At 70.8% G+C, this 21,209-nt stretch carries 12 protein-coding genes; 1 reads left to right on the top strand and 11 read right to left on the bottom strand.

The features are described from left to right. Nucleotides 1-113: 113 nt before the first annotated feature. Nucleotides 114-1,721, bottom strand: coding sequence for a glycosyltransferase family 4 protein (locus tag AC07FA_RS01915; RefSeq protein WP_479072726.1), 1,608 nt, complete (start codon nucleotides 1,719-1,721; stop codon nucleotides 114-116). A 174-nt stretch (nucleotides 1,722-1,895) separates the two neighbouring features. Here AC07FA_RS01915 and wecB point away from each other — a divergent pair, with 174 nt between their 5' ends. Beyond that, complete coding sequence (gene wecB / locus AC07FA_RS01910; protein ID WP_479072725.1) at nucleotides 1,896-2,987, top strand: non-hydrolyzing UDP-N-acetylglucosamine 2-epimerase; 1,092 nt, start codon at nucleotides 1,896-1,898, stop codon at nucleotides 2,985-2,987. 84 nt (nucleotides 2,988-3,071) lie between these two features. Here wecB and AC07FA_RS01905 read toward each other — a convergent pair whose 3' ends face one another. From AC07FA_RS01905 to AC07FA_RS01860, 10 genes are all read right to left on the bottom strand, one after another. Further along, entirely contained in the window at nucleotides 3,072-5,684 is a 2,613-nt protein-coding gene (locus AC07FA_RS01905; RefSeq protein ID WP_479072724.1) for a glycosyltransferase, read from the bottom strand. 46 nt (nucleotides 5,685-5,730) lie between these two features. After that, the gene (locus AC07FA_RS01900; RefSeq protein WP_479072723.1) at nucleotides 5,731-7,014 is read right to left on the bottom strand and encodes a nucleotide sugar dehydrogenase; all 1,284 of its coding nucleotides are present in this window, start codon (nucleotides 7,012-7,014) and stop codon (nucleotides 5,731-5,733) included. Between the two features lie 5 nt (nucleotides 7,015-7,019). Beyond that, nucleotides 7,020-8,636 (bottom strand): glycosyltransferase family 2 protein, encoded by a 1,617-nt coding sequence (locus AC07FA_RS01895; RefSeq protein ID WP_479072722.1) that lies wholly within the window; start codon nucleotides 8,634-8,636, stop codon nucleotides 7,020-7,022. Beyond that, entirely contained in the window at nucleotides 8,633-9,616 is a 984-nt protein-coding gene (locus tag AC07FA_RS01890; protein ID WP_479073415.1) for a Gfo/Idh/MocA family protein, read from the bottom strand. Before AC07FA_RS01890 ends, AC07FA_RS01895 begins: the two co-directional genes overlap by 4 nt. A 38-nt stretch (nucleotides 9,617-9,654) precedes the next feature. Then, nucleotides 9,655-10,773: a DegT/DnrJ/EryC1/StrS family aminotransferase gene (locus AC07FA_RS01885; RefSeq protein ID WP_479072721.1), complete on the bottom strand. Its 1,119-nt coding sequence runs from the start codon at nucleotides 10,771-10,773 to the stop codon at nucleotides 9,655-9,657. 335 nt (nucleotides 10,774-11,108) lie between these two features. Next, entirely contained in the window at nucleotides 11,109-15,269 is a 4,161-nt protein-coding gene (locus tag AC07FA_RS01880) for an Rne/Rng family ribonuclease (RefSeq protein ID WP_479072720.1), read from the bottom strand. Nucleotides 15,270-15,499: 230 nt separating this feature from the next. Continuing rightward, complete coding sequence (locus tag AC07FA_RS01875) at nucleotides 15,500-16,282, bottom strand: TIGR03936 family radical SAM-associated protein (RefSeq protein ID WP_479072719.1); 783 nt, start codon at nucleotides 16,280-16,282, stop codon at nucleotides 15,500-15,502. Between the two features lie 124 nt (nucleotides 16,283-16,406). Continuing rightward, nucleotides 16,407-17,561, bottom strand: coding sequence for a hypothetical protein (locus AC07FA_RS01870; RefSeq protein WP_479072718.1), 1,155 nt, complete (start codon nucleotides 17,559-17,561; stop codon nucleotides 16,407-16,409). 85 nt (nucleotides 17,562-17,646) lie between these two features. Next, complete coding sequence (locus AC07FA_RS01865) at nucleotides 17,647-19,572, bottom strand: TIGR03960 family B12-binding radical SAM protein (RefSeq protein WP_479072717.1); 1,926 nt, start codon at nucleotides 19,570-19,572, stop codon at nucleotides 17,647-17,649. 51 nt (nucleotides 19,573-19,623) lie between these two features. Further along, a complete protein-coding gene (locus AC07FA_RS01860) occupies nucleotides 19,624-21,186 on the bottom strand; it encodes a CYTH and CHAD domain-containing protein (RefSeq protein WP_479072716.1) in 1,563 nt (520 codons plus the stop codon). Nucleotides 21,187-21,209: the final 23 nt, after the last annotated feature.

Genomic DNA, 21,209 nt, shown 5'->3' with positions numbered 1-21,209 from the left:
ATTGCTGTTTTGGCTTGGTGAGAGACGGGGAGGTGTTCCCCCCCCCCCCCCTGCCCCCCCCCCCCCCCCCCCCCCCCCCCCCCCCCCCCCCCCCCCCCCCCCCCGCCGAGGGCTCAGGCGTGGGCGTCCGTCTTGGCTTCCGAGGCCGACGCGGGGACCTTGGGACGGTCCGGCAGCAGGCGGCTGTAGATGCCGTCGAGAATCTCGGCCTGCGCCTCCCAGGTCCACTTCTCCAGCAGACCCGGCTTCTCGTACGCGGCCCTGTAACGCTCGGGATCGGCCAGCACGGCCTTGACCGCCCGGACGTAGTCCTCGGTGTCCTGGGCCCGGAACACCTCGCCCTGGCCGGTGGACTTGACCATCTCGGACATCGTGCGGATGTCACTGACGATCTGGGGCAACCTGGCCTGCGAGTACTCGAAGAACTTGTTGCTCAGTGCCAGCTCATGATTGGCCAGGTGGTGCAGGGGGCTGACGGCGGCATCGGCCGGCGCCACGAAATCGGCCACCTGCCAGTGCGGGACGAACGGCAGGAAGTGCACACGGTCGCCGACGCCGAGCTCCTTGACGAGCTTGCGGATCGTGGCCGTCGCGGCGTACGGCTTCCCCGGAGGTACGGAGACCATCGCCACGTGTACGTCGGGCAGCAGGGCGAGGCCCTCGATGATCGTCTCCACACCGCGGACCGGGTTGATGCCACCGACGTACGCGAGCAGCGGGGTGTCCGGGCCGATGCCGCACAGGGCGCGCAGGTCCGGTACCGGTTCCGCGCCCGCCACCTCGTCGGGGTCCGGGGAGAGCACCGGGGCGTTCAGCACGACTGTCGGCAGCTCTGCCAGTTCGTGGCCTTCCTTGAGCAGCTCGGCCAGGGCCGGTGAGACCGTGATCACCGCGTCGGCGAACACGGCGTGCTCCTTCTCCCACGCCACGTGCGCGGGCAGCCAGCGGCCGTGGCGCGGGGGGAGCCCGGGGACGTACTCGTGGGCGTCCCAGACGAGCTTCACGGGTCGGCCCGCGGCACGAGCGCGCACGGCGGCACGGGCTCCGACTCCCAGCATCTTGAAGTCGTGGGCGTGGATGAGGTCGGGCTTGAGCGCGTCGATGTGCTTGGCGAATGCCAGCTCGAAGTCCCACAGATTGGGGCTGAGGCGGCGCCACGAGCGCTGCTTCATCAGCTTCTGCCACATGGCGGTCGTCGTGCGGTCCAGCGGGGCGTCGAGCATCGAGCGGCGCTCTTGCAGGGTGGTCGTCTCGCGAGCACGCAGCGCGACCCACTTGCTGTAGATCTTGGCGCTCACGCGGGGCACCAGGAGGCGGCCCTTCGAGCCACTGGCGCTGCGGCCCGGGTACCCGGCCTCGGCCGCCTTCGAGGCAGCCTGCCGGAAACGGAGGTCCGATCGCCATGCCTTGGCCGCCTGCACCCGGTAGCGGGCCACCTGGGGTGAGCGGTAGGCCAGCGGGCGGCGCAGGAAGGGGCGGCGCATGTCGTGGCGGCGCGGGTTGAGCGGGGTGGGCTTGGGGATCAGCCGCACCTGGGCACTGCCGACCTTCCAGGACTGCTTCTCACTGGTGGGCGAGACTCCGAAGAGCACGACGTCCCAGCCCGCGTCCGCCGCGGACCGGGCTGCTTTCTGGACCCGGGAGTCACCCTTGACCCCGTTGTCGACGAGCATGACGACCCGTCCCCGGGTCTTCTGCCGCGTGGTGCTGTCCGGCTCCATGTACGCGCCTTTCCCTATAGCCGCCGTCACGGCCTTCTAACGCCGCAGACATACCGCAACGAGCGAGCATACCGGCCCCCTCGGAACCCTTCGATGACGGTGTCCGGCAAGGGGCCACGTACCATCGGACGCGGCCCGGTACGGGCCCGGCAGCCCCTCAAGGAGAACAGCAACGTGAAGGTCCTCAGCGTCGTCGGGGCCCGGCCCCAGCTCGTGAAGCTCGCGCCCATCGCCGCAGCGTTCGCGGGCACCCCGCACCAGCACGTCATCGTGCACACCGGCCAGCACTACGACGCCGATCTGTCCGATGTGTTCTTCGACGGGCTCGGCATCCCGGCCCCGGACGTGCACCTCGGTGTGGGCTCCGGCAGCCACGGTGTGCAGACCGGAGCGGTTCTCGCCGCCATGGACAAGGTGCTGGAAGCCGAGCGGCCCGACTGGGTCCTGGTCTACGGGGACACCAACTCCACCGTCGCCGGCGCGCTGTCCGCTGTGAAGATGCACCTGCCGGTGGCCCACCTCGAAGCGGGCCTGCGGTCCTTCAACCGCCGGATGCCGGAGGAGCACAACCGCGTCCTCACCGACCACTGCGCAGACCTACTGCTCGCCCCCACCGAGGAGGCAATGCGCCACCTGGCCAACGAGGGGCTCGCGGAGCGGTCCCGGCTCGCGGGCGACGTGATGGTCGACATCTGCCTGCGCATCCGTGACGCGGTCCTGGCCGGCGAGCACCCGAAGCCTGCGCTCCCGGAGGGCATCGACCCTTCGCAGCCGTTCCTGCTCGCCACCCTGCACCGCCCGGACAACACCGACGACCCGGAGCGGCTGTCGGCCATCCTGGCCTCGCTGGCCGCGCTGCCCGTGCCGGTCGCGCTGCTCGCCCACCCGCGCCTGGTGGCCCGCGCCGAAGAGCACGGCATCAAGCTGGAACAGGGCAACCTGCACGTCGGCCGTCCGCTGCCGTACGCCGGCCTGGTGGCCGCCGTCCTGGCCTCGTCCGGTGTCGTCACCGACTCCGGCGGTCTGCAGAAGGAAGCGTTCCTGCTCGGCCGCGCCTGCACCACGGTGCGCCCGGAGACCGAGTGGATCGAGACCCTCGAAGGCGGCTGGAACGTCCTCGTGCCCGACCCGCACGAGCTGCCCTCCACCGAGTTCGCGGCGCTGGCCACCCGCCCCGCCCCCGAGACCGAGCGCGGCACGCCGTACGGCGAGGGCACGGCGGCCGTACGCGTGCTGGAGCTGATGGAAGAAGCGCTGCGCGGCTGATCCCGGCCGCATGCGATACGGAAGAGGCTCCCCCGACCGCATCGGTCCGGGGAGCCTCTTCCGTATCGCCCGTGAGCTTCAGGGCTAACGCCTCAGGAAGCCGTCCAGAGCGCGGGCGGTGGCAGTGCCGTCGTGGTACTCCCGCGCGAATCGGGCGGACTCGACACCGAGCTGCGCCGTGCCCTCACGATCCGCGAGCAGGGCTTCCATGACGGAGTCCAGCGTCTCCGGTGTGGCATTGACGATCGGCGGGGTCACTCCGCACGCCGCGATGGACTCCTTGTCGAGGTACGCGACCACCGGCTTGCCTGCCGCCATGCCCTCGCAGGCGAACGTGCCGTACGTACCGATGGCGAACTGGTCGATGATGATGTCTGCCTCCATCACCATCTCTCGCACGGTGGACCAGGCGACCTTCTCCGCCAGCTGGAACTCGATCAGGCCACGGTCGTGAAGGTCCTGGAGTACCGGTAGCACCCGGTCGGTGCCCTTGGTCCACCGTGCCGAAGGAGCGTGCAGGACCACAGGGCGCTCGCGCTTCATGACCGGCCGGTCACAGGCCCATGCGTCCACATCCACGACCAGCGGAGCCCAGGTCGCCATCGGCAGGTCGAGCAGCAGGTCGGGGGTGGTCACGAAGACCGGAAGACCGCTCTCCTCCGCGACGCGCCGGTTCCGCTCCGCGATGGCGGTCAGCGTCTCCTCGTATCCCTCGGGAGCGTCGAGGAACAGCGAGTAGGGGTTGCGCTTCTTGTGCAGCGCGGGGTGGCGGACCTCGCTGCCGTGGGCGAGCAGCGCGACCTTGAGTCCACCGTTGAGGAGCGCGGGCAGATCACCCTCGATGCTGTCGCCGTTCAGTCCGCCGAAGACGGGCCGGAAGGCGTCGGCGATGAGGTGCGTGTAGCGCGGCACGATCCGCTGCACCTGTTCGAGCTGTACGTCGAGGTTCTTGAGTGCCTTGCCGTCGACGTAGACATCGGCGGGGTAGTCGTGCGTCTGCGCGGTGCGGTGCTTGACCACTTCCGCCGATACGTCGGACCGCACCCGGGTGACCGCCTGCGCGAAGGCGGCGAGCTGCCCGGCGTAATTGGCGGGGCCCAGACCGAGCTTGATCGGGGTCTTGCCGAGGGGGGTCCAGCCCCGCTTCAGCTCCTCGGCCGGTTCGTCGCCCTCGTCGTCGGCGGCGACCGCACGCTCGACGGCGCCCCAGGAGAAGTCCGCCAGAGCTCCTGGCGGTGTCAGGCCCGAGATCTCGCTGTACAGCGCGACCAGTCGCTCGGACTGATGCTCCCAGGAGAGCTCGGCGAGGATGGGTTCGGTGATGTGACCCTTCATCGCCTCGACGTTGGAGATGCCCCGGTCAACGGCCTCGACGAACGAGGCGACATCACCGGAGACATACACCTCGCCGACGCCGTGCTCGCGTACGAACGCGCTGAGGGTCTTCACATCACTGGCGATGATCGGCAGCCCCGCATGCAGGTACTCGGCCGTCTTGGTCGGCAGCGACAGCTCGTAGTTGATCGTCCGCTGAGAACAGATCAGCCCGAGGTCAGCAGTGGAAAGATAGTCGGCCACCTCGTGCTGGGCCACGTAGGGCACTACATGAATGCGTTCACGTACGCCGGTCTCCTCGGCGAGCGCGAGCAGCCTCACCAGCTCCGCGCTGCGCTTGCCCGCGACGATCGCCAGGTGGTACTCGGGAAGCTGAGCCAGACCCTCCACAGCGGTGCCGAGACCGCGCTCGGAGGAGATCCAGCCGGAGTAGACGAGCAACGGAACGCCGTCCTCCAGGCCGCATGCCTGACGGACCGACACCCGGCCGACAGCCCCGCCGATCGTCTCGCGAATCGGGGTGTTGCGGACCACGAGAGGCGTCTTCAGCAGACCGTAGTCCTTGCGGATGACCTCGGCGATCTCCGGGGAGACCGTCACCACCGCGTCCGCCTTGTGGATGAACTCCTTCTCCACGGCGGGGAAAGCGGTGGTCATCAGCGGCTGGGGCCATTCGACACCCGCGACGTACTCGTGCGCGTCGTACAACCAGACGCACGCGCGGCCGCTCGCCCGCAGCCGGGCGGCCGCCATGGCCCCCAGGTTGATCGCGGTGATGTCGTTGGCGTGGATGACGTCGGGCGCGAGCTTCTCGATGACGGGACCGAAGGCCAGGTCCAGGTCGAGCAGACTCGGCCAGTCCTTGCGCCAGTCACCGGTGGGCTTCTGCTCCGGCTTGCGCCGCTGTTCCCACTTGTACGCCTTGAGCCGCAGCTTGTGGGCGCTGCGACGAGCCCGTACCACGGCCTTGAGTCCCGCGGCAGCTGGAGCCCCGATCACCGTGGACTGGCTCAACCATCCGATTCTGGCGGTCTTTTCACGCACCCAGGCGCCGTGCGCGGCACGCAGTTGATCCAGTGCGGCGCGGTCCTTGATGCCGAACTGTGTCAGGTGGGCACGGGGCCCGCCCTGAACGGCCTGCGCAGCCACTCGTCGCTTCATATGGGCGGCGACAGGCACCCGCACGACCTTGACCGGTCCGAACCAGGAGTGCTCGGTGTGCTTGGAAGAACTACGGCCGATGAGTGTGACATCCCAGCCGGCGCGCGCTGCGGCGAGCGCTGTCTTCTGCACCCGGGAGTCCCCGCTGATGCCGTTGGCGACGATGACGGCAAGTTTGGGGCGGGCGACAGATGGTGACATGCTTCAATCCTTACACGACAAGCTGGGCAATCTCGGACATATTCGATCAACCACCGATGACCACCCGCCGCACGCCGGCCCAGTTCGCCGGGTCCGTGGTCCGGCGCCCGTCCACCAGGACGCGGACGTCCGGCAGGTCGGCGGCGGACAGCTCGCGGTACTCGGCGTGGTCCGCCTGGAGGATGGCCGCGGTGACGGCCTGGGCCTCGTGCGGGACGAGTCCGTGCGCGGTCAGTTCTTCGGGGGTGTACATCGGGTCCGAGACGAACGGCACCGCGCCGCGCGCCTTCAGGGCTTCGACGACGCCGAAGACGCCGGAGAAGGCCGTCTCCTTGACGCCGCCGCGGTAGGCGGCGCCGAGCACCAGCACGCCGACGCCGTCCAGGTCGCCGTAGGCGGCGGCCAGCAGGTCCACGGCGTACTCGGGCATCGCGGCGTTGGCCTCGCGTGCCGAGCGGACGACCGTTGCCTCCGGGTCGTTCCACAGGTACATCCGCGGGTAGATCGGGATGCAGTGGCCGCCGACGGCGATGCCGGGCTGGTGGATGTGGCTGTAGGGCTGGCTGTTGCAGGCCTCGATGACCTTCTTGACGTCGATGTCGTTCTTGTCGGCGAACCGGGCGAACTGGTTGGCCAGACCGATGTTGACGTCGCGGTAGGTCGTCTCGGCGAGCTTGGCGAGCTCCGAGGCCTCGGCCGTGCCGAGGTCCCATACGCCGTTCGGCCGCGGCAGGTCCTCGCGGTCGTCGAAGTCGAGGACGGCCTCGTAGAACTCGACACCGCGCTGCGCCGACGCCTCGTCGATGCCGCCGACGAGCTTCGGGTAGCGGCGCAGGTCCGCGAAGACGCGGCCCGTGAGCACCCGCTCCGGGGAGAAGACGAGGTGGAAGTCCTCGCCCGGGGTGAGGCCGGAGCCCTCGGCGAGCATCGGTGCCCAGCGGGTGCGGGTCGTGCCGACGGGCAGGGTGGTCTCGTACGAAACGAGGGTGCCGGGCTTCAGGCCCGCGGCGATGGCCTTCGTCGCCGAGTCCATCCAGCCGAAGTCCGGGGTGCCCTCGGCGTCCACGAAGAGCGGGACGACGACCACGACGGCGTCGGACGCGGCGACAGCGGCGGTCGTGTCCGTCGTCGCGGACAGCAGGCCCGCGCTCACCGTCTCCTTGAGTTTGACGTCGAGGTCGTACTCGCCGGGGAACGGCTCGGTGGCCGCGTTGACCAGCTCGACGACCTTCTCGTTGACGTCCGCGCCGATGACCTTGTGGCCCTTGGCGGCGAACTGCACGGCGAGCGGAAGACCGATCTTGCCGAGCGCGACTACACAGATGTTCATCGGGTTTACTTCCTCTTCAGCCTGGACAGCATGCGGCGCAGCCGCGGGCCCGCGCCGGACTTGCTCTCCCACAGCGGAGCCGTGGTGATCACGAGCCGGCCCTTGGTGTTCGGGTTCGCCGATACCCGGTACGGGTTCGTCCGACCCCACCGGCGTGCCAGCGGCATCGGCAGCCCGTCGGTCCGCACGGGAATCTCATACGTCGAGCCTGCCAGGTCCACGTAGACGCGGACGCCTCGCTTGGCCTTGGCGGGCGGGATCGGGATACGGGCGGTCAGCCGCGTACGGGCCCCGTCGCGCACCGTCTCCCTGGTGAACTCGCCGACGACACGCGGGCGTCGCGCGTCGGCCGGCAGCTTGCGGGCTCCGGCCTTGTCGGCGCTCTTGGGCATCGCGCCCTGCGCCAGGGCGACCACCGCCGTGTCCGTGTCGCCGATGACGCCGAGCCGCAGGCGCAGGACGAGGGAAAGCTCCTCGCCGTCCTGCTCCCAGTCGGCCGACTCCAGTTCCGTGCTGGCCGAGAGCCGGCCGGCGACCGCTTCGCGCACCTCGTAGAAGTGGTCGGGCAGGCCGACGGCCGGATCACGGAAGCCCGGGTAGGCGGCGAAGGCCCGGTCGCCCTCCAGCAGGAAGGGCGGTGCTCCGTGCTCGGTCTCGTCCTGGATGGCACGGGTGAGCTCGTCGACGGCACCGCGCTGGGCGAGGCCGAAGCGTACCCGCCGCTTCACGCCCGTACCCTCGCGCAGGGTGTCGGTGTAGTAGGCGTCGACCAGGGCGGCGATGCCCTCGCACACCTGACGCCTGGTGTCGGCGTCGAGAGCGGGGAAGTCCTTCAGGAGAAGCTTGGAGAGCTCCCAGTCGAAGTGCCGCTTGAAGACGGCGTCGCGCTGCGGACCGGGCTCGATGAGACCGGCCGTGTGCTCCATGATCCTCGCGGTGCAGCGCAGCCGTGCCAGGTGGTTGGCGCGGTAGGTGATGTTGCTCGCGTCACCGCGCTTGACCGCGTAGTAGTACGTGTAGTCGGAGAGCACCGAGATCTTGCGGGCCCGGACGCACGCCTCGATGGTGAACGGCTGGTCGCTGCCGACCGGCAGGTCCTCGGGGAAGCGCAGCCCGTGCTTCTCGACGAGCGCCCGGCGGAACAGCTTGGTGTTCGCCAGGGTGAAGGGGAGCACCGAGTCGTAGAGGCTGATGTCGGGGTTGTTCCCGGTGTACAGCTTCTGGTGGACGTAACGGCCGTTCGTCCCGACCATCTTGCCGATGACCACGTCGGAATCGTGCTCGTCGGCGCAGGCCACCATCCGTTCCAGCGCCTCTTCACCGAGGTAGTCGTCGGACCCGATGAAATAGACGAAACGTCCGGTGGCGATCTCCAGAGCGCGGTTGCTGGGGGCCGCGGGGCCACCCGAATTCGCCTGGTGAATCACCTTGACGGTGCCGGGGTACTTCGCCGCGAAGCGGTCCAGTTCCTTGCCGCTTTCGTCGGTCGAACCGTCGTCCACTGCGATGACTTCGAGCCGTTCGAGACCGATGCTCTGCCCCACGAGCGAATTCAGGCACTCGGTGAGATACGGCATCGTGTTGTAGACGGCGACGACGACGGTGACATCGGGTGCGGTCAACTGGCCACACCCTCGGGCGAGATGCCTTGGTCCTCCAGCGAAACGGCGAGACCTGTCGAGGCGGACCTGAGTACGGCCGCCGCCACCTCGACCGTACGCAGCCCCTGCCGCAAGGTGCAGATGTCGGCCGGCTCGCCCAGCACCGCGTCCCGGAAGAGCTCGTGCTCGACGAGCAGCGGCTCGCGCTTCGGGATCGCGTAGCGGACCATGTCGCCCTCGGAGACACCGCGGAACGCGCGGAGCGCCTCCCACTCGGTGGTCACCGCGGCGTTGGAGTGGAACGTCAGGTCGGCGGTGAGGGTGTCGGCGATGTAGCAGCCGCGCTCGCCGGTGACCGAGGTGAAGCGCTCCTTGAGCGGGCTCAGCCAGTTGACCAGGTGGTTCACCATCGTGCCGTCGGAGAGCTTGCCGACGGCGGAGACCATGTCCTCGTGCGGGCGGCCGGACTTCGACACGGTGTGCGCGGCGATCGAGGTGTACGTCTGGCCGGTCACCCAGCCCGTCAGGTCGATGTCGTGCGTGGCCAGGTCCTTCACCACGCCGACGTCGGCGATGCGGTGCGGGAAGGGGCCCTGGCGGCGGGTGACGACCTGGTACACGTCGCCGAGCTCACCGGCCTCCAGGCGGCTGCGCAGCGAGAGCAGGGCCGGGTTGCAGCGCTCGATGTGACCGACACCGGCCACCAGACCACGCGACTCGAAGGCGTCCACGAGACGGCGGGCACCCTCGACGGTGTCCGCGAGCGGCTTCTCGATCAGGGCGCAGATTCCGGCGTCGGCCAGTTGCAGACCGACTTCCTCGTGCAGGCCCGTGGGGCACGCCACGACGGCGTAGTCGATGCCGAGGGCGATGAGCTCCTCGACCGTGGACAGGACGGGAGCGCCCTGCGCCCAGCCGTTCTTGTCCCCCATCGGGTCGACGACGCCGACCAGCGTCACGCCGTCGAGCGCGGTGAGCACCCGGGCGTGGTGGCGCCCCATGGAGCCCAGGCCGATCAGTCCGGCCCTGAGTGCGACGGTCACAGCTCCGCTCCCAGCGTGTTCACGGCGTTGGCGATGCGCTCCAGCTCGCTCTCGGAGAGCGAGGGGTGGACGGGCAGCGAGACGACCTCGGCGGCGGCGCGCTCGGTCTCCGGCAGGTCCCAGGTGCGGCCGGCCTTCTGGTCCGGCTCCCAGTAGGGCTTGAGCCGGTGGATCGGCGTCGGGTAGTAGACGGCGTTGCCGACGCCGGCCTCGGTGAGCGCGGCCATCGCGGCGTCGCGGTCGCCGCGCACCCGGATCGTGTACTGGTGGTAGACGTGGCGCGCGCCCTCGGCGACCGGCGGGGTGACCACGGCAGGGTTGCTGATGTGCGCGTCGAGGTACGCAGCGTTGGCGCGGCGCTGCTCGGTCCAGCCGTCGAGCTTCGTCAGCTGTACGCGGCCGACAGCGGCGGCCACGTCCGTCATGCGCATGTTGGCGCCGACGATCTCGTTGGCGTACCGCTGCTCCATGCCCTGGTTGCGCAGGAGGCGCAGGGTGCGCGCGAGTTCGGCGTCGGCCGTGGTGACCATGCCGCCTTCGAGGGAGTGCATGTTCTTGGTCGGGTAGAAGCTGAACGTTCCGCCCGCTCCGAAGGCACCCACCGGGGTGCCGTTCAGCGCCGCGGCGTGCGCCTGGCAGGCGTCCTCGACGACGGCCAGCTTGTGCTTCTCGGCGATGGGCATGAGCTTGTCCATGGCCGCCGGGTGACCGTAGAGGTGCACCGGCATGATCGCGGCGGTGCGCGGCGTGATCGCCGCCTCGACGGCTGCCGGGTCCAGGCCGAAGCTGCCGGGCTCGATGTCGGCGAAGACGACGTCGGCGCCGACGAGGCGGACCGCGTTCGCGGACGCGGCGAAGGAGAACGAGGGGACGATCACCTCGTCGCCCGGACCGATGCCCAGGGCGAGCAGCAGGAGGTGCAGCGCGGAGGTGCCCGAGTTGACGGCGACACAGTGACGGCCGTCGACCAGCTCCGAGAAGCCCTCCTCGAACGCCGCTACTTCCGGCCCTTGTACGACGCGTCCGCTGCGCAGAACGCGTACGGCGGCCTCGATCTCTTCTTCACCGATGACCGGGCGGGCAGCAGGAATCGGCTGCTCGTTGATGATCGTCATGGACGTCCTCCTTGAACACCGCAAGAGCTCTTTACTGGCAGAGATCTGGGGTGCGGGACGTCTTACGAGGCCGCGCTTAACCCCACCGGCGGAATGCCGACGCCCTGCCGAGGAATCCGGGGCCGGTCTGTCCTCCACCGGCTCCCGGTCACTGTCCGTAGTTTCCTTGAACAGGACCCTGACAGCACAGCAACCGCCGTCACATTATCAGGGATTTCTTGTGCCATTTCGGGCCGGTTAACCGGCCGGTGCATCAGTTCTGGAACAAAGCACGTGTCCCGCCCCGAGAGCCTCGGGGCGGGACACGTGTTGTCGCACGACCGGTTACGGGGTGCTCAGTTCGCCGACTGCGCCGAATCCGAGGACCCGGTCGAAGCCGTCACGGAGGGCGACGACTGCTCGGCGGCCACCGTCTTCTTCGTGGCGGTCTTCTTGGCGGTCGTCTTCTTCGCGGCGGTCTTCTTGGCGACCGTCTTCTTGGCGGCGGCCTTCTTGGCCGGCGCCTTCTTGGCGGCGGCCTTGCGGGCCGTCTTCTTGGCCGGTGCCTCCGCCTCCGTCTCGGCCTCCGTGGTCTCGGAAGCCGGTTCGGTCACGGGCGTGGCGGTCACCACGACGACCTCGGCCTCTTCGGCACCTGCGGGCGAGCCCGCAGGGGCGGTGGCCTTGCGGGTCGCCCGGCGACGCGCGCGGGGCGCCGTGACCGGAGCCGGGGCCTCGGTCCCGGCCTCGGGCGTCTCGACGACGGGAGTCTCGACAGCGGGCGCCTCGGCGTCCGGCACCGAGACGACAGGCGACCCGACGACCGGGTCCTCCTCGGCGACCGGCTCCACCGTCTCGGCGGACTTCGGCGAACCCGCCGGGGCGGTCGCCTTACGGGTCGCCCGGCGACGCGTACGGCCCTGGACGGGCGCCTCGGCCTCGGGGGCCGGAGCGGCCACCGGGGTCTCGACGACCGGCTCGGGCTGCGGCTCGGGCTCCGGCTCGACGACCGGAGCGGCCTCGGCCACCGGCTCGGGTGCCGTCACTCGCTCGGCCGCGGCCCTCGGGGCGCCGGCCGGAGCCGACACCTTGCGGGTCGCACGCCGACGGCCACGACCGCGCCCGGCGGCTGCCTCGGCCTCGGCCGGGCTGCTGTACAGCTCCTCGTCGGGGACGAACTCCGGCTCGGGCAGCGCGATCGGAGCGGCGATCTCCGCCGCCACCTCGGCCTCGCTCTCGATCTCGTGCTCGTGCTCGTCGGCCTGCTCGTGGTCGTGCTCGTGGACCTGGTCCTGGCCCACGCCGCCGCGGCCACGCTTCTTGGCGCGCTTGCCGCCACCGCCACCGCCGCCGACCGAGGCCGGCTGCTCCATGTGGACGATGACGCCGCGCCCGTTGCAGTGGACACAGGTCTCGGAGAAGGACTCCAGCAGACCCTGGCCGACCCGCTTACGGGTCATCTGGACCAGGCCGAGCGAGGTGACCTCGGCGACCTGGTGCTTCGTACGGTCACGGCCCAGGCACTCCAGCAGACGCCGCAGTACGAGGTCCCGGTTGGACTCCAGCACCATGTCGATGAAGTCGACGACGACGATGCCACCGAGGTCGCGCAGCCGCAGCTGACGCACGATCTCCTCGGCCGCCTCCAGGTTGTTCTTGGTGACGGTCTCCTCGAGGTTTCCGCCCTGACCGGTGAACTTGCCGGTGTTGACGTCGACGACGACCATCGCCTCGGTCTTGTCGATCACCAGCGAGCCGCCGCTCGGCAGATAGACCTTGCGGTCCAGCGCCTTCATCAGCTGCTCGTCGATCCGGTACGTCGCGAAGACGTCGACCTCGGAGGTCCAGCGGGACAGCCGGTCCGTCAGGTCCGGTGCCACCTGCGAGACATAGCCGTAGATCGTCTCCCAGGCGTCGTCACCACTGACGATGACCTTCGAGAAGTCCTCGTTGAAGATGTCGCGGACCACGCGGACGGTCATGTCCGGCTCGCCGTAGAGGAGCGTCGGCGCATTGGAGCTGCCGCTGCTCTTCGACTTCTTCTGGATGTCCTCCCACTGCTCCTGCAGCCGCTCGACGTCGCGGCGCAGCTCGTCCTCGCTCGCTCCCTCGGCCGCGGTGCGCACGATGACGCCCGCGTCCTCGGGAACGATCTTCTTGAGGATGGTCTTCAGCCGGGACCGCTCGGTGTCGGGCAGCTTGCGGCTGATCCCGGTCATCGAGCCCTCGGGCACGTAGACCAGGTAGCGGCCGGGCAGCGAGACCTGGCTGGTCAGGCGGGCGCCCTTGTGTCCGATCGGGTCCTTCGTCACCTGGACGAGGACCGACTGGCCGGACTTCAGCGCGGACTCGATGCGACGCGGCCCGTGAGCCATGCCGAGCGCCTCGAAGTTCACTTCACCGGCGTACAGGACGGCGTTGCGGCCCTTGCCGATGTCGACGAACGCGGCCTCCATGGACGGCAGTACGTTCTGCACCTTGCCCAGGTAGACGTTGCCGACGTAGCTGGTGGCCTGCTCCTTGTTGACGTAGTGCTCGACGAGCACGTTGTCTTCCAGGACGCCGATCTGGGTGCGCTCGCCGCTCTGACGGACGACCATCACGCGCTCGACGGCCTCGCGGCGCGCGAGGAACTCCGCCTCGGTGATGATCGGCACCCGGCGGCGGCCCTGCTCGCGGCCTTCGCGGCGACGCTGCTTCTTGGCCTCCATACGGGTCGAGCCCTTGATGGACTGGACCTCGTCGAAACCGGTGCCGGGCTCGCGCTCGACTTCCTTCTTGCGGGGCTCGCGGACCTTGACGACCGTACGCTCCGGGTCGTCCGTGCCGTTGTCGGCCTCGGCCGCGGCCTCACCGCTGCGACGGCGACGGCGACGGCGGCGACGGCTGCTGCTGGAGCCGGCGGCCGACTCGTTGTCGTCCTCGTCCTCGTCGTCGTGCTCCTGGGCGCGCTCGGCCTCGTCATCGGAGTGATCCGCGGGGGCCTCGTCGCCGTGCTCGGCGTCGTCCAGTTCGTTGTTCTCGCCGCGACGGCGGCGACGGCCACCACGACGGCGACGGCGCGAAGGCCGGTCCCCGTACTCGTCCGTCTCCTCGCCCTCGTGCTCGGCGTCCGTCTCGGCCTCGGCCTCGTGCTCGTCCTCCACGGCCTCCTCCACCGGAGCGGCGACGGGGGCGGCGACGGGCTCGGCCTCGGCGGCCTCACCACGGCGGCGGCGACGGCGGCGCGAGCCACCCTGCGGCGCGGCCTCGGCGGGCTCCGCCTGCGTCTCCACGACCTCGGCCGCGGGCTCGGCGACGGGGGCCTGCTCGGCCTCCTCGACCTCGTCCTGCTCCGCCACGGGACCGGCAGCGGCAGCCGCGGCAGCGGCGGTCTCCGGGGTCTGGAACATCGGCTCGGCGAAGACCGGGGCCTGGAAGACGGCCACGGCCGGGCGCGTCGCGCGACGGCTCTTGCGGGCGGGCTCCTCGACCTTGCCGGTGAACTCCGGCCGGCCGGCCGCCGCGGTGGCCCGGCGGCGCTGGCGGCCGCGCGGGGCGGCCTCCTCGACCTGCTCGGGCTCGGCGGCGAGCTCCTCGGCCACGGCCGCGGGAAGGCTCTCACCGGTCTCGGCGACGTCCTCCGCGACAGCGGGGGTCTCGGCGGGCTGGGGGGCGCCCGCCGGAGCGGTCGCCTTGCGTACGGCACGGCGGCGGGCACGCGCCGGAGGCGCGGCCTCGGCCGGGGCCTCTTCGACTGCCTCGGCCGTCGCGGTGACCTCGGCGGCCGGCTCGACGACCACCTCGGGCTCGGCGGCGGTCTCGGCCTGCGGCGTGCCGGCCGGGGCCGACGCACGGCGACGGGTACGGCCACGGGGGGCCGCCTCGGCGACCGGTGCGGCTGCCGGCTCCTCGGCAGGAGCGGCGGACGCCGCGGGTGCCACAGGTGCCACGGGCTCAGCGGCGATGTCCTCGGTGGGCTGCGGGGCGCCCGCCGGAGCGGTCGCCTTGCGCACCGCACGGCGACGGCCACGCGGAGCCTCGGGTGCCTCGGTGACGTCCGCGACGGGCTCGGCGGCCGGCTCGGCCACGGGCTCGGTCACGGATTCGGCGGCCTGCGGCGCACCGGCCGGAGCCGTGGCCTTACGGACCGCCCGGCGGCGCGCACGCGGCGGGGCGGCGGGCGCCTCGGCCTCCGCGGGCTCAGCGGCCTCCGCGACGACAGGGGCTTCGGCAGGGGGCTCAGCAGCGGCCTCGGCAGGGGCGCCCGCCGGAGCGGTCGCCTTGCGGACCGCACGACGGCGGGTACGTGCCGGAGGCGCGGCGTCCGCCGTGCCGGTGGTTGCGGTCTGCGCGCTGTCATCGGCCGGTATGGCCGGCGTGGCGTCCTCGGCGACAGCCGCTCCCTGCGTACCCGCCGACGGCGGTCCCGCGGGGCGCGAAGCCGCGCGGCGCCTGCGGCGCGGCGGCAGCTTGTCGCCGGGGCTGTTGTTGTCTTCAGTGTTCCCGTTGGTTCCGGGTTCGGTCGGCTCAAGCATGCGGGCGGTTCTCCCGTCACGCTCCCGGGCGCCGCGCCTGATTCCGGTCCGGCACGGTTCGCGTGATGTGCGCGATACCGCCGTCCGGGGCGCGGGCGCCGCACGGGAGCTGATGTCTGGCTCGCCGGTTCCGTACGCGGTATGCGGACGGCCTGGCGAAAGTCTTCTGGTCAGTTCGCGGCCCGACCCAGGTGGCTCCCGAGTCGAAGGGCCGCGCTACAACGACCGCCTTACGCGGAACCTGCACCTTCCGGCGCCGTCGCGACGGCGGCCGGGGCGACCGCTGATGAAGCGGTCGGGGCTGCCTCGCGGTCGGGCGCGAGCGGGTCGGTCACCGTGCCGGACTCCTCGTCGAAGAGCCCCTGCGCCAGCCTGGTCACCGCTGCGGGGACCGGCGGCGCGAGGTCGGCCACAACGCGGAGACCGGACAGGACGTCGTCGGGTCGCACGGCAGGCGTCACGTGCCGAACAACCAGCCGCAGTATCGCACAGGGCTTGTCCCCCGGCCTATCAGCCGGTGGATCAAGGGCCTGCAGGTCGGCGACGGCGGCGCGGGCGTCGAAGGTACGCATCCCGTTCTTGGCACGGCGCTGGACCTCGACGGTCTCGGCGGCCATGAAGGCGGAGACGGCCTTCGCCGTGTCCTCGACGGACACGCCGTCGAGACGCATCTCCCATACGGAGGCGGTCAGCCGGTCGGCGAGACCCGAGGTACGGGCCTCCACCGCGTCGGTGACGTCCAGGCCGTCCGGCAGCGACTCGTTGAGCAGTTCCCGCAGGGTGTCCGGGTCACGCGCCTCGGTGAGGGCGATCTCCAGGAACTCGGCCTCGCTGCCCGTGCCGGTGGGAGCGGCATTGGCGTACGAGACCTTCGGGTGGGGGGTGAAGCCCGCCGAGTAGGCCATGGGCACCTCGGAGCGGCGCAGCGCCCGCTCGAAGGCACGCTGGAAGTCTCGGTGACTGGTGAACCGGAGGCGGCCGCGCTTCGTGTAGCGCAGTCGGATGCGCTGCACTGCCGGTGCGGGCGGCGGGCCTTCGGGCTGTCGCTTGCCCAGTGGTTCTTCTCCTCGGTGCGGGGCGGACGCGGTGGCGTACCGCCCACGAAGTATGGGGGTGCCCCGGGGTGTCCGCTCCGGCTCACCCCCGCTTGACGGCTTGTGCTGTCAGCGGGGAGATCTCGGGTGCGGGCGCCGCGCTGGGGTCAGTCGTTGCATGGTGCTCACTACCCAGCCTACGCGCAGCGGACCCATCGAGTTCCCGGGGCTCGGCCACCCGGTGCTCCCCGGCCAGCGCCCTCCACGCGTCACGGCGGGCCCTGCGCACGGTTTCCCGTGCCGTGCGCAGGGCTCCTCGCGCCGCGCTTCCCGCCTCCAGAGCCGCCCGCCTGGCGGGTGCCCAGACCTGGTCCCGTACGAAATGTCCGACCGGAGTGCACACCGTGCGGTAGGCCCAGGTGACCGGTGCGCCGACCAGGTGCCAGGCCAGCCAGGCCAGGGCCCGGCCGACGGCGCGCGAGAGGAACCCGGCGATCCGCCACGCCACGGCGAGCGCGTCGACGATCTCGCGGCCGAGGGGCGCGAGGACCGCGCGGTACACCCAGGCGACGGGGACGACGAGGAGCGCGGTGAGCAGCAGGACGGCGCCGTGGCCGAGCGGGGTCAGCAGCCGCCGGTACGCCCAGGTCAGCGGCAGCACGACGAGGTTCCGCGCCATCCAGGCCAGGGCGTGGCCGAGCGGTGTCAGGACGTAGGTCCACACGCCCACCACCGGCCACACGAACAGCGCGGTCAGCACCCATCCCACCGCGAGCGCGATCCCTCGTCCGGCGGGTGCGAGCAGCGTGCGGCCGACCCACCCGAAGCCGTGCCCCAGCGGGGTGAGGAGGGCCGCGTAGAACCAGCTGAGCGGGACGACGACGCCGTAGTGGACCACGGGGACGACGACGTGGCGCCACAGGCCCACCCAGGGCCGGACGAGGACGGCTGCCGCGAGCCAGAGCAGCGCGTGGCCCAGCGGGGTGAGGACGGAGCCGTACAGCCATACCGCCGGGATCGCGATGAGTACGTCGAAGAGCCAGGTCAGCGCCCTGCCGAGGGGGCGCAGCAGGATGCGGTCGGCGGCGCGGCCACCGGCGACGAGGACGTCCCAGACCATGCGTACGGGAAGGACGACCACCAGCACCACGATCCGTACCGGAATCCTGACGAGGGTGGTCAGGCAGCCGTCACCCGGTTCGTACCGCGCGGGCGCCTGGTGCTTTCCGTAGGGGCTGGGCTGCGCTTCCTGGTCCATGACCGACATGACGCGAAGGCCCGGTCCGTGGTTTACGGGACCGGGCCTTCGTCACCGAGTCGTGTCACTCGGACGCGGTGTGCGTCTACTTCACGACCGTGAGCGGCAGCAGCGTCTTGCCGGTCGGGCCGATCTGAATGCTCGTGTCCATCTGAGGGCACACCCCGCAGTCGAAGCACGGTGTCCAGCGGCAGTCCTCGACCTCGGTCTCGTCGAGCGAGTCCTGCCAGTCCTCCCAGAGCCAGTCCTTGTCGAGACCGGAGTCCAGGTGGTCCCAGGGCAGGACCTCCTCGTACGTGCGCTCGCGGGTGGTGTACCAGTCGACGTCCACGCCGAACCCGGGCAGCGTCTTCTCGGCGCTGGTCATCCACAGGTCGTAGCTGAAGTGCTCGCGCCAGCCGTCGAAGCGGCCGCCGGCCTCGTAGACCGCGCGGATGACGGAGCCGACCCGGCGGTCGCCGCGGGAGAGCAGGCCCTCGACGATGCCCGGCTTGCCGTCGTGGTAGCGGAAACCGATCGAGCGGCCGTACTTCTTGTCGTCGCGGATCTTGTCCCGGAGCTTCTTCAGCCGGGCGTCGGTCTCCTCGGCGCCGAGCTGCGGGGCCCACTGGAACGGGGTGTGGGGCTTGGGTACGAAGCCGCCGATGGAGACGGTGCAGCGGATGTCGTTCTGCCCGGACACCTCGCGGCCCTTGGCGATCACCTTGACCGCCATGTCGGCGATCTGGAGGACGTCCTCGTCGGTCTCGGTGGGCAGGCCGCACATGAAGTACAGCTTCACCTGGCGCCAGCCGTTGCCGTACGCGGTGGAGACCGTACGGATCAGGTCCTCCTCCGAGACCATCTTGTTGATGACCTTGCGCAGCCGCTCGGAACCGCCCTCGGGGGCGAACGTGAGACCGGAACGACGGCCGTTGCGGGTCAGCTCGTTGGCCAGGTCGACGTTGAAGGCGTCCACCCGGGTCGAGGGCAGCGAGAGGCCGATCTTGTCCTCGGTGTACCGGTCGGCGAGGCCCTTGGCGATCTCGCCGATCTCCGTGTGGTCCGCGGAGGAGAGCGAGAGCAGTCCGACCTCTTCGAAGCCGGTCGCCTTGAGGCCCTTCTCGACCATGTCGCCGATGCCGGTGATGCTTCGCTCCCGCACAGGGCGCGTGATCATGCCGGCCTGGCAGAAACGGCAGCCGCGGGTGCAGCCGCGGAAGATCTCGACGGACATCCGCTCGTGGACGGTCTCGGCGAGGGGGACGAGGGGCTGCTTCGGGTACGGCCATTCGTCGAGGTCCATGACGGTGTGCTTGGACACCCGCCACGGCACGCCCGACTTGTTGGGCACGACGCGGCCGATGCGGCCGTCGGGGAGGTACTCGACGTCGTAGAAGCGGGGTACGTAGACGCCGCCGGTCTTGGAGAGGCGGAACAGCACCTCGTCGCGGCCGCCGGGGCGGCCCTCGGCCTTCCAGGCGCGGACGATCTCGGTGATCTCCAGGACCGCCTGCTCGCCGTCGCCGATGACCGCGCAGTCGATGAACTCCGCGATCGGCTCGGGGTTGAAGGCCGCGTGGCCGCCCGCGAGCACGATCGGGTCGTCGACCGTACGGTCCTTGGACTCCAGCGGGATGCCCGCGAGGTCCAGGGCGGTGAGCATGTTGGTGTAGCCGAGCTCGGTGGAGAAGCTCAGCCCGAAGACGTCGAACGCGCCGACGGGCCGGTGGCTGTCCACGGTGAACTGCGGCACCTCGTGCTCGCGCATCAGCGCTTCGAGGTCCGGCCAGACGCTGTACGTGCGCTCGGCGAGGACGCCTTCGCGCTCGTTGAGCACCTCGTACAGGATCATGACGCCCTGGTTGGGGAGTCCGACCTCGTACGCGTCGGGGTACATCAGGGCCCAGCGGACGTCGCATTCGTCCCACGGCTTGACGGTGGAGTTGAGCTCACCGCCGACGTACTGGATGGGCTTCTGCACATGCGGGAGCAGAGCTTCGAGCTGTGGGAAGACCGACTCGGCAGACATCTGGGGACCTTCGTGAGCTGGCAGGGGTGACCATCCAGCGTAACCCTTCGCTCAGCCCTTCAACGCCGTCCGCAATTCCGGCGCCGCCGCTCCGGCCCACACCTCCGGCAGTTCCCGCTCCCTCTCGGCGGCCGCCGCCTGCTCGTGTCCGTACAGCAGTCCCCAGGTGAACGCGGTCTCCCCCGCCGCGTGCGCCTGGACCGCCAGGCCCCGCAGCGCGTCGCGGGCGACCACGCTGTCCTGGTGGTCGCCGAGGACCTTCTGCACGGCCTTCATCCGTTTGGCGAACCTCTTGGCGGGTTTGCCGAGTGCGGGCCGGGCCAGTTCGGCCGCGTACCGTGCGCGCTTCGCCGCCTTGCGCGCCTCGTGCATCGCCAGGTCCCGGTCCTGGCCTGCGGGCCGCTCCAGGGCGTGGCCGACGCGGGTGGCGAGGCGCCTGTAGTCCTTCAGTACGGCGCGGGGCAGCGCGTCGCCGGGCTCCCGGGCGGCGGCGGGCAGCAGGGGCGGGTCGGCGAGGAGCGCGTCGAGGGAGTCCAGGAGGGCCAGGTAGCGCTTTCCGTCGAGTACGGCCAGGACGCGGCGCCTGGAGCCGGTGCGCCGGCCCACCGACCAGACGCGCAGCCGGCTCTCGACGGGGCCCAGGAGCAGGGTTGCGGGCAGAGCGGCGGTGCGGGCGTGGAGGCGGGCGTCGAGGACTTCCTGGTCCCGGTCGACGCCGAGTTCGGCGGCCAGCCACTTCAGTTCGTCGGCGAGGGGGTCGGTGACCGTCCGGTCGAGGATCTTCCGGTACGACGTGAAGGCGCTGCGCATCCGGCGGGTGGCGACGCGCATCCGGTGTACGGAGTCGGGAAGGTCGCGGCGGACGGCGGGGTCGAGGGCGATGACGGCCTCGACCTGGGTGCGCACGTAGGCGAGGACGTGGTCACCGGCGGCCTGGGGCTGCCGCTTGCCTTCCTTCTTCGTCTTCTTCGCCTTGTTCGCCTTCTTCACCAGGTGCTGTTTCTCCGGGGGGCCCGTCTCGGCGAGGGCCCTGGCGAGTTTGGAGGCGGACGCGGAGGGCCGCACACCGGCCTTGCGCAGTCGGCGTTCGACGGCGTCGAGGAAGGCCGGGTCGCCGTCGTCCGCGAGTTCCACCTCGATCTCGGTCCAGGCGGCGGTGGTGCCGCGGCCCTCCTCGGTGAGCCGTTCGGCGAGGACCTCGTCGACGCTCAGTTCGGCCAGGAGGGTGCCGTCCGCGTCGACGAGGTGGTGGACGTCCCGGGCGGAGAGCAGCCGGACGACGGGTGCCACCTCGGCTTCCCGGACCCTGGAGCGGAGCAGTACGGCGAGGCTCTGCGGCAGGGTGTCGGCGAGCGGGGCCCGGATCTCGTCACGGACACCGGAGGAGACGGGGAGCTTGAGGTGCCAGCCCTCGTCGGCCCCGCCGGTCCTGCGCCGCAGGGTGAGGGAGCCGGCCGCGAGCCGGAAGTCCGCGGTGTCGTAGTAGACGGCGTCGAGTTCGGTGACGCCGTGGTGGGTGACAGCCGAGACCCCGGCCACCCTGGTCAGGTCGGGCAGCCGGGTATCGGGGGTCGCTTCGTACTTCCGCTCGATCTCGCGCTTCGAGTCCGCCATGTAACGAATCTAGACGCGTTGGG

Source organism: Streptomyces sp. NPDC045968 (assembly GCF_056430475.1).
The sequence above is the reverse complement of the archived record's forward strand: the minus strand, read 5'-3'. Positions and strand labels throughout refer to the sequence as shown.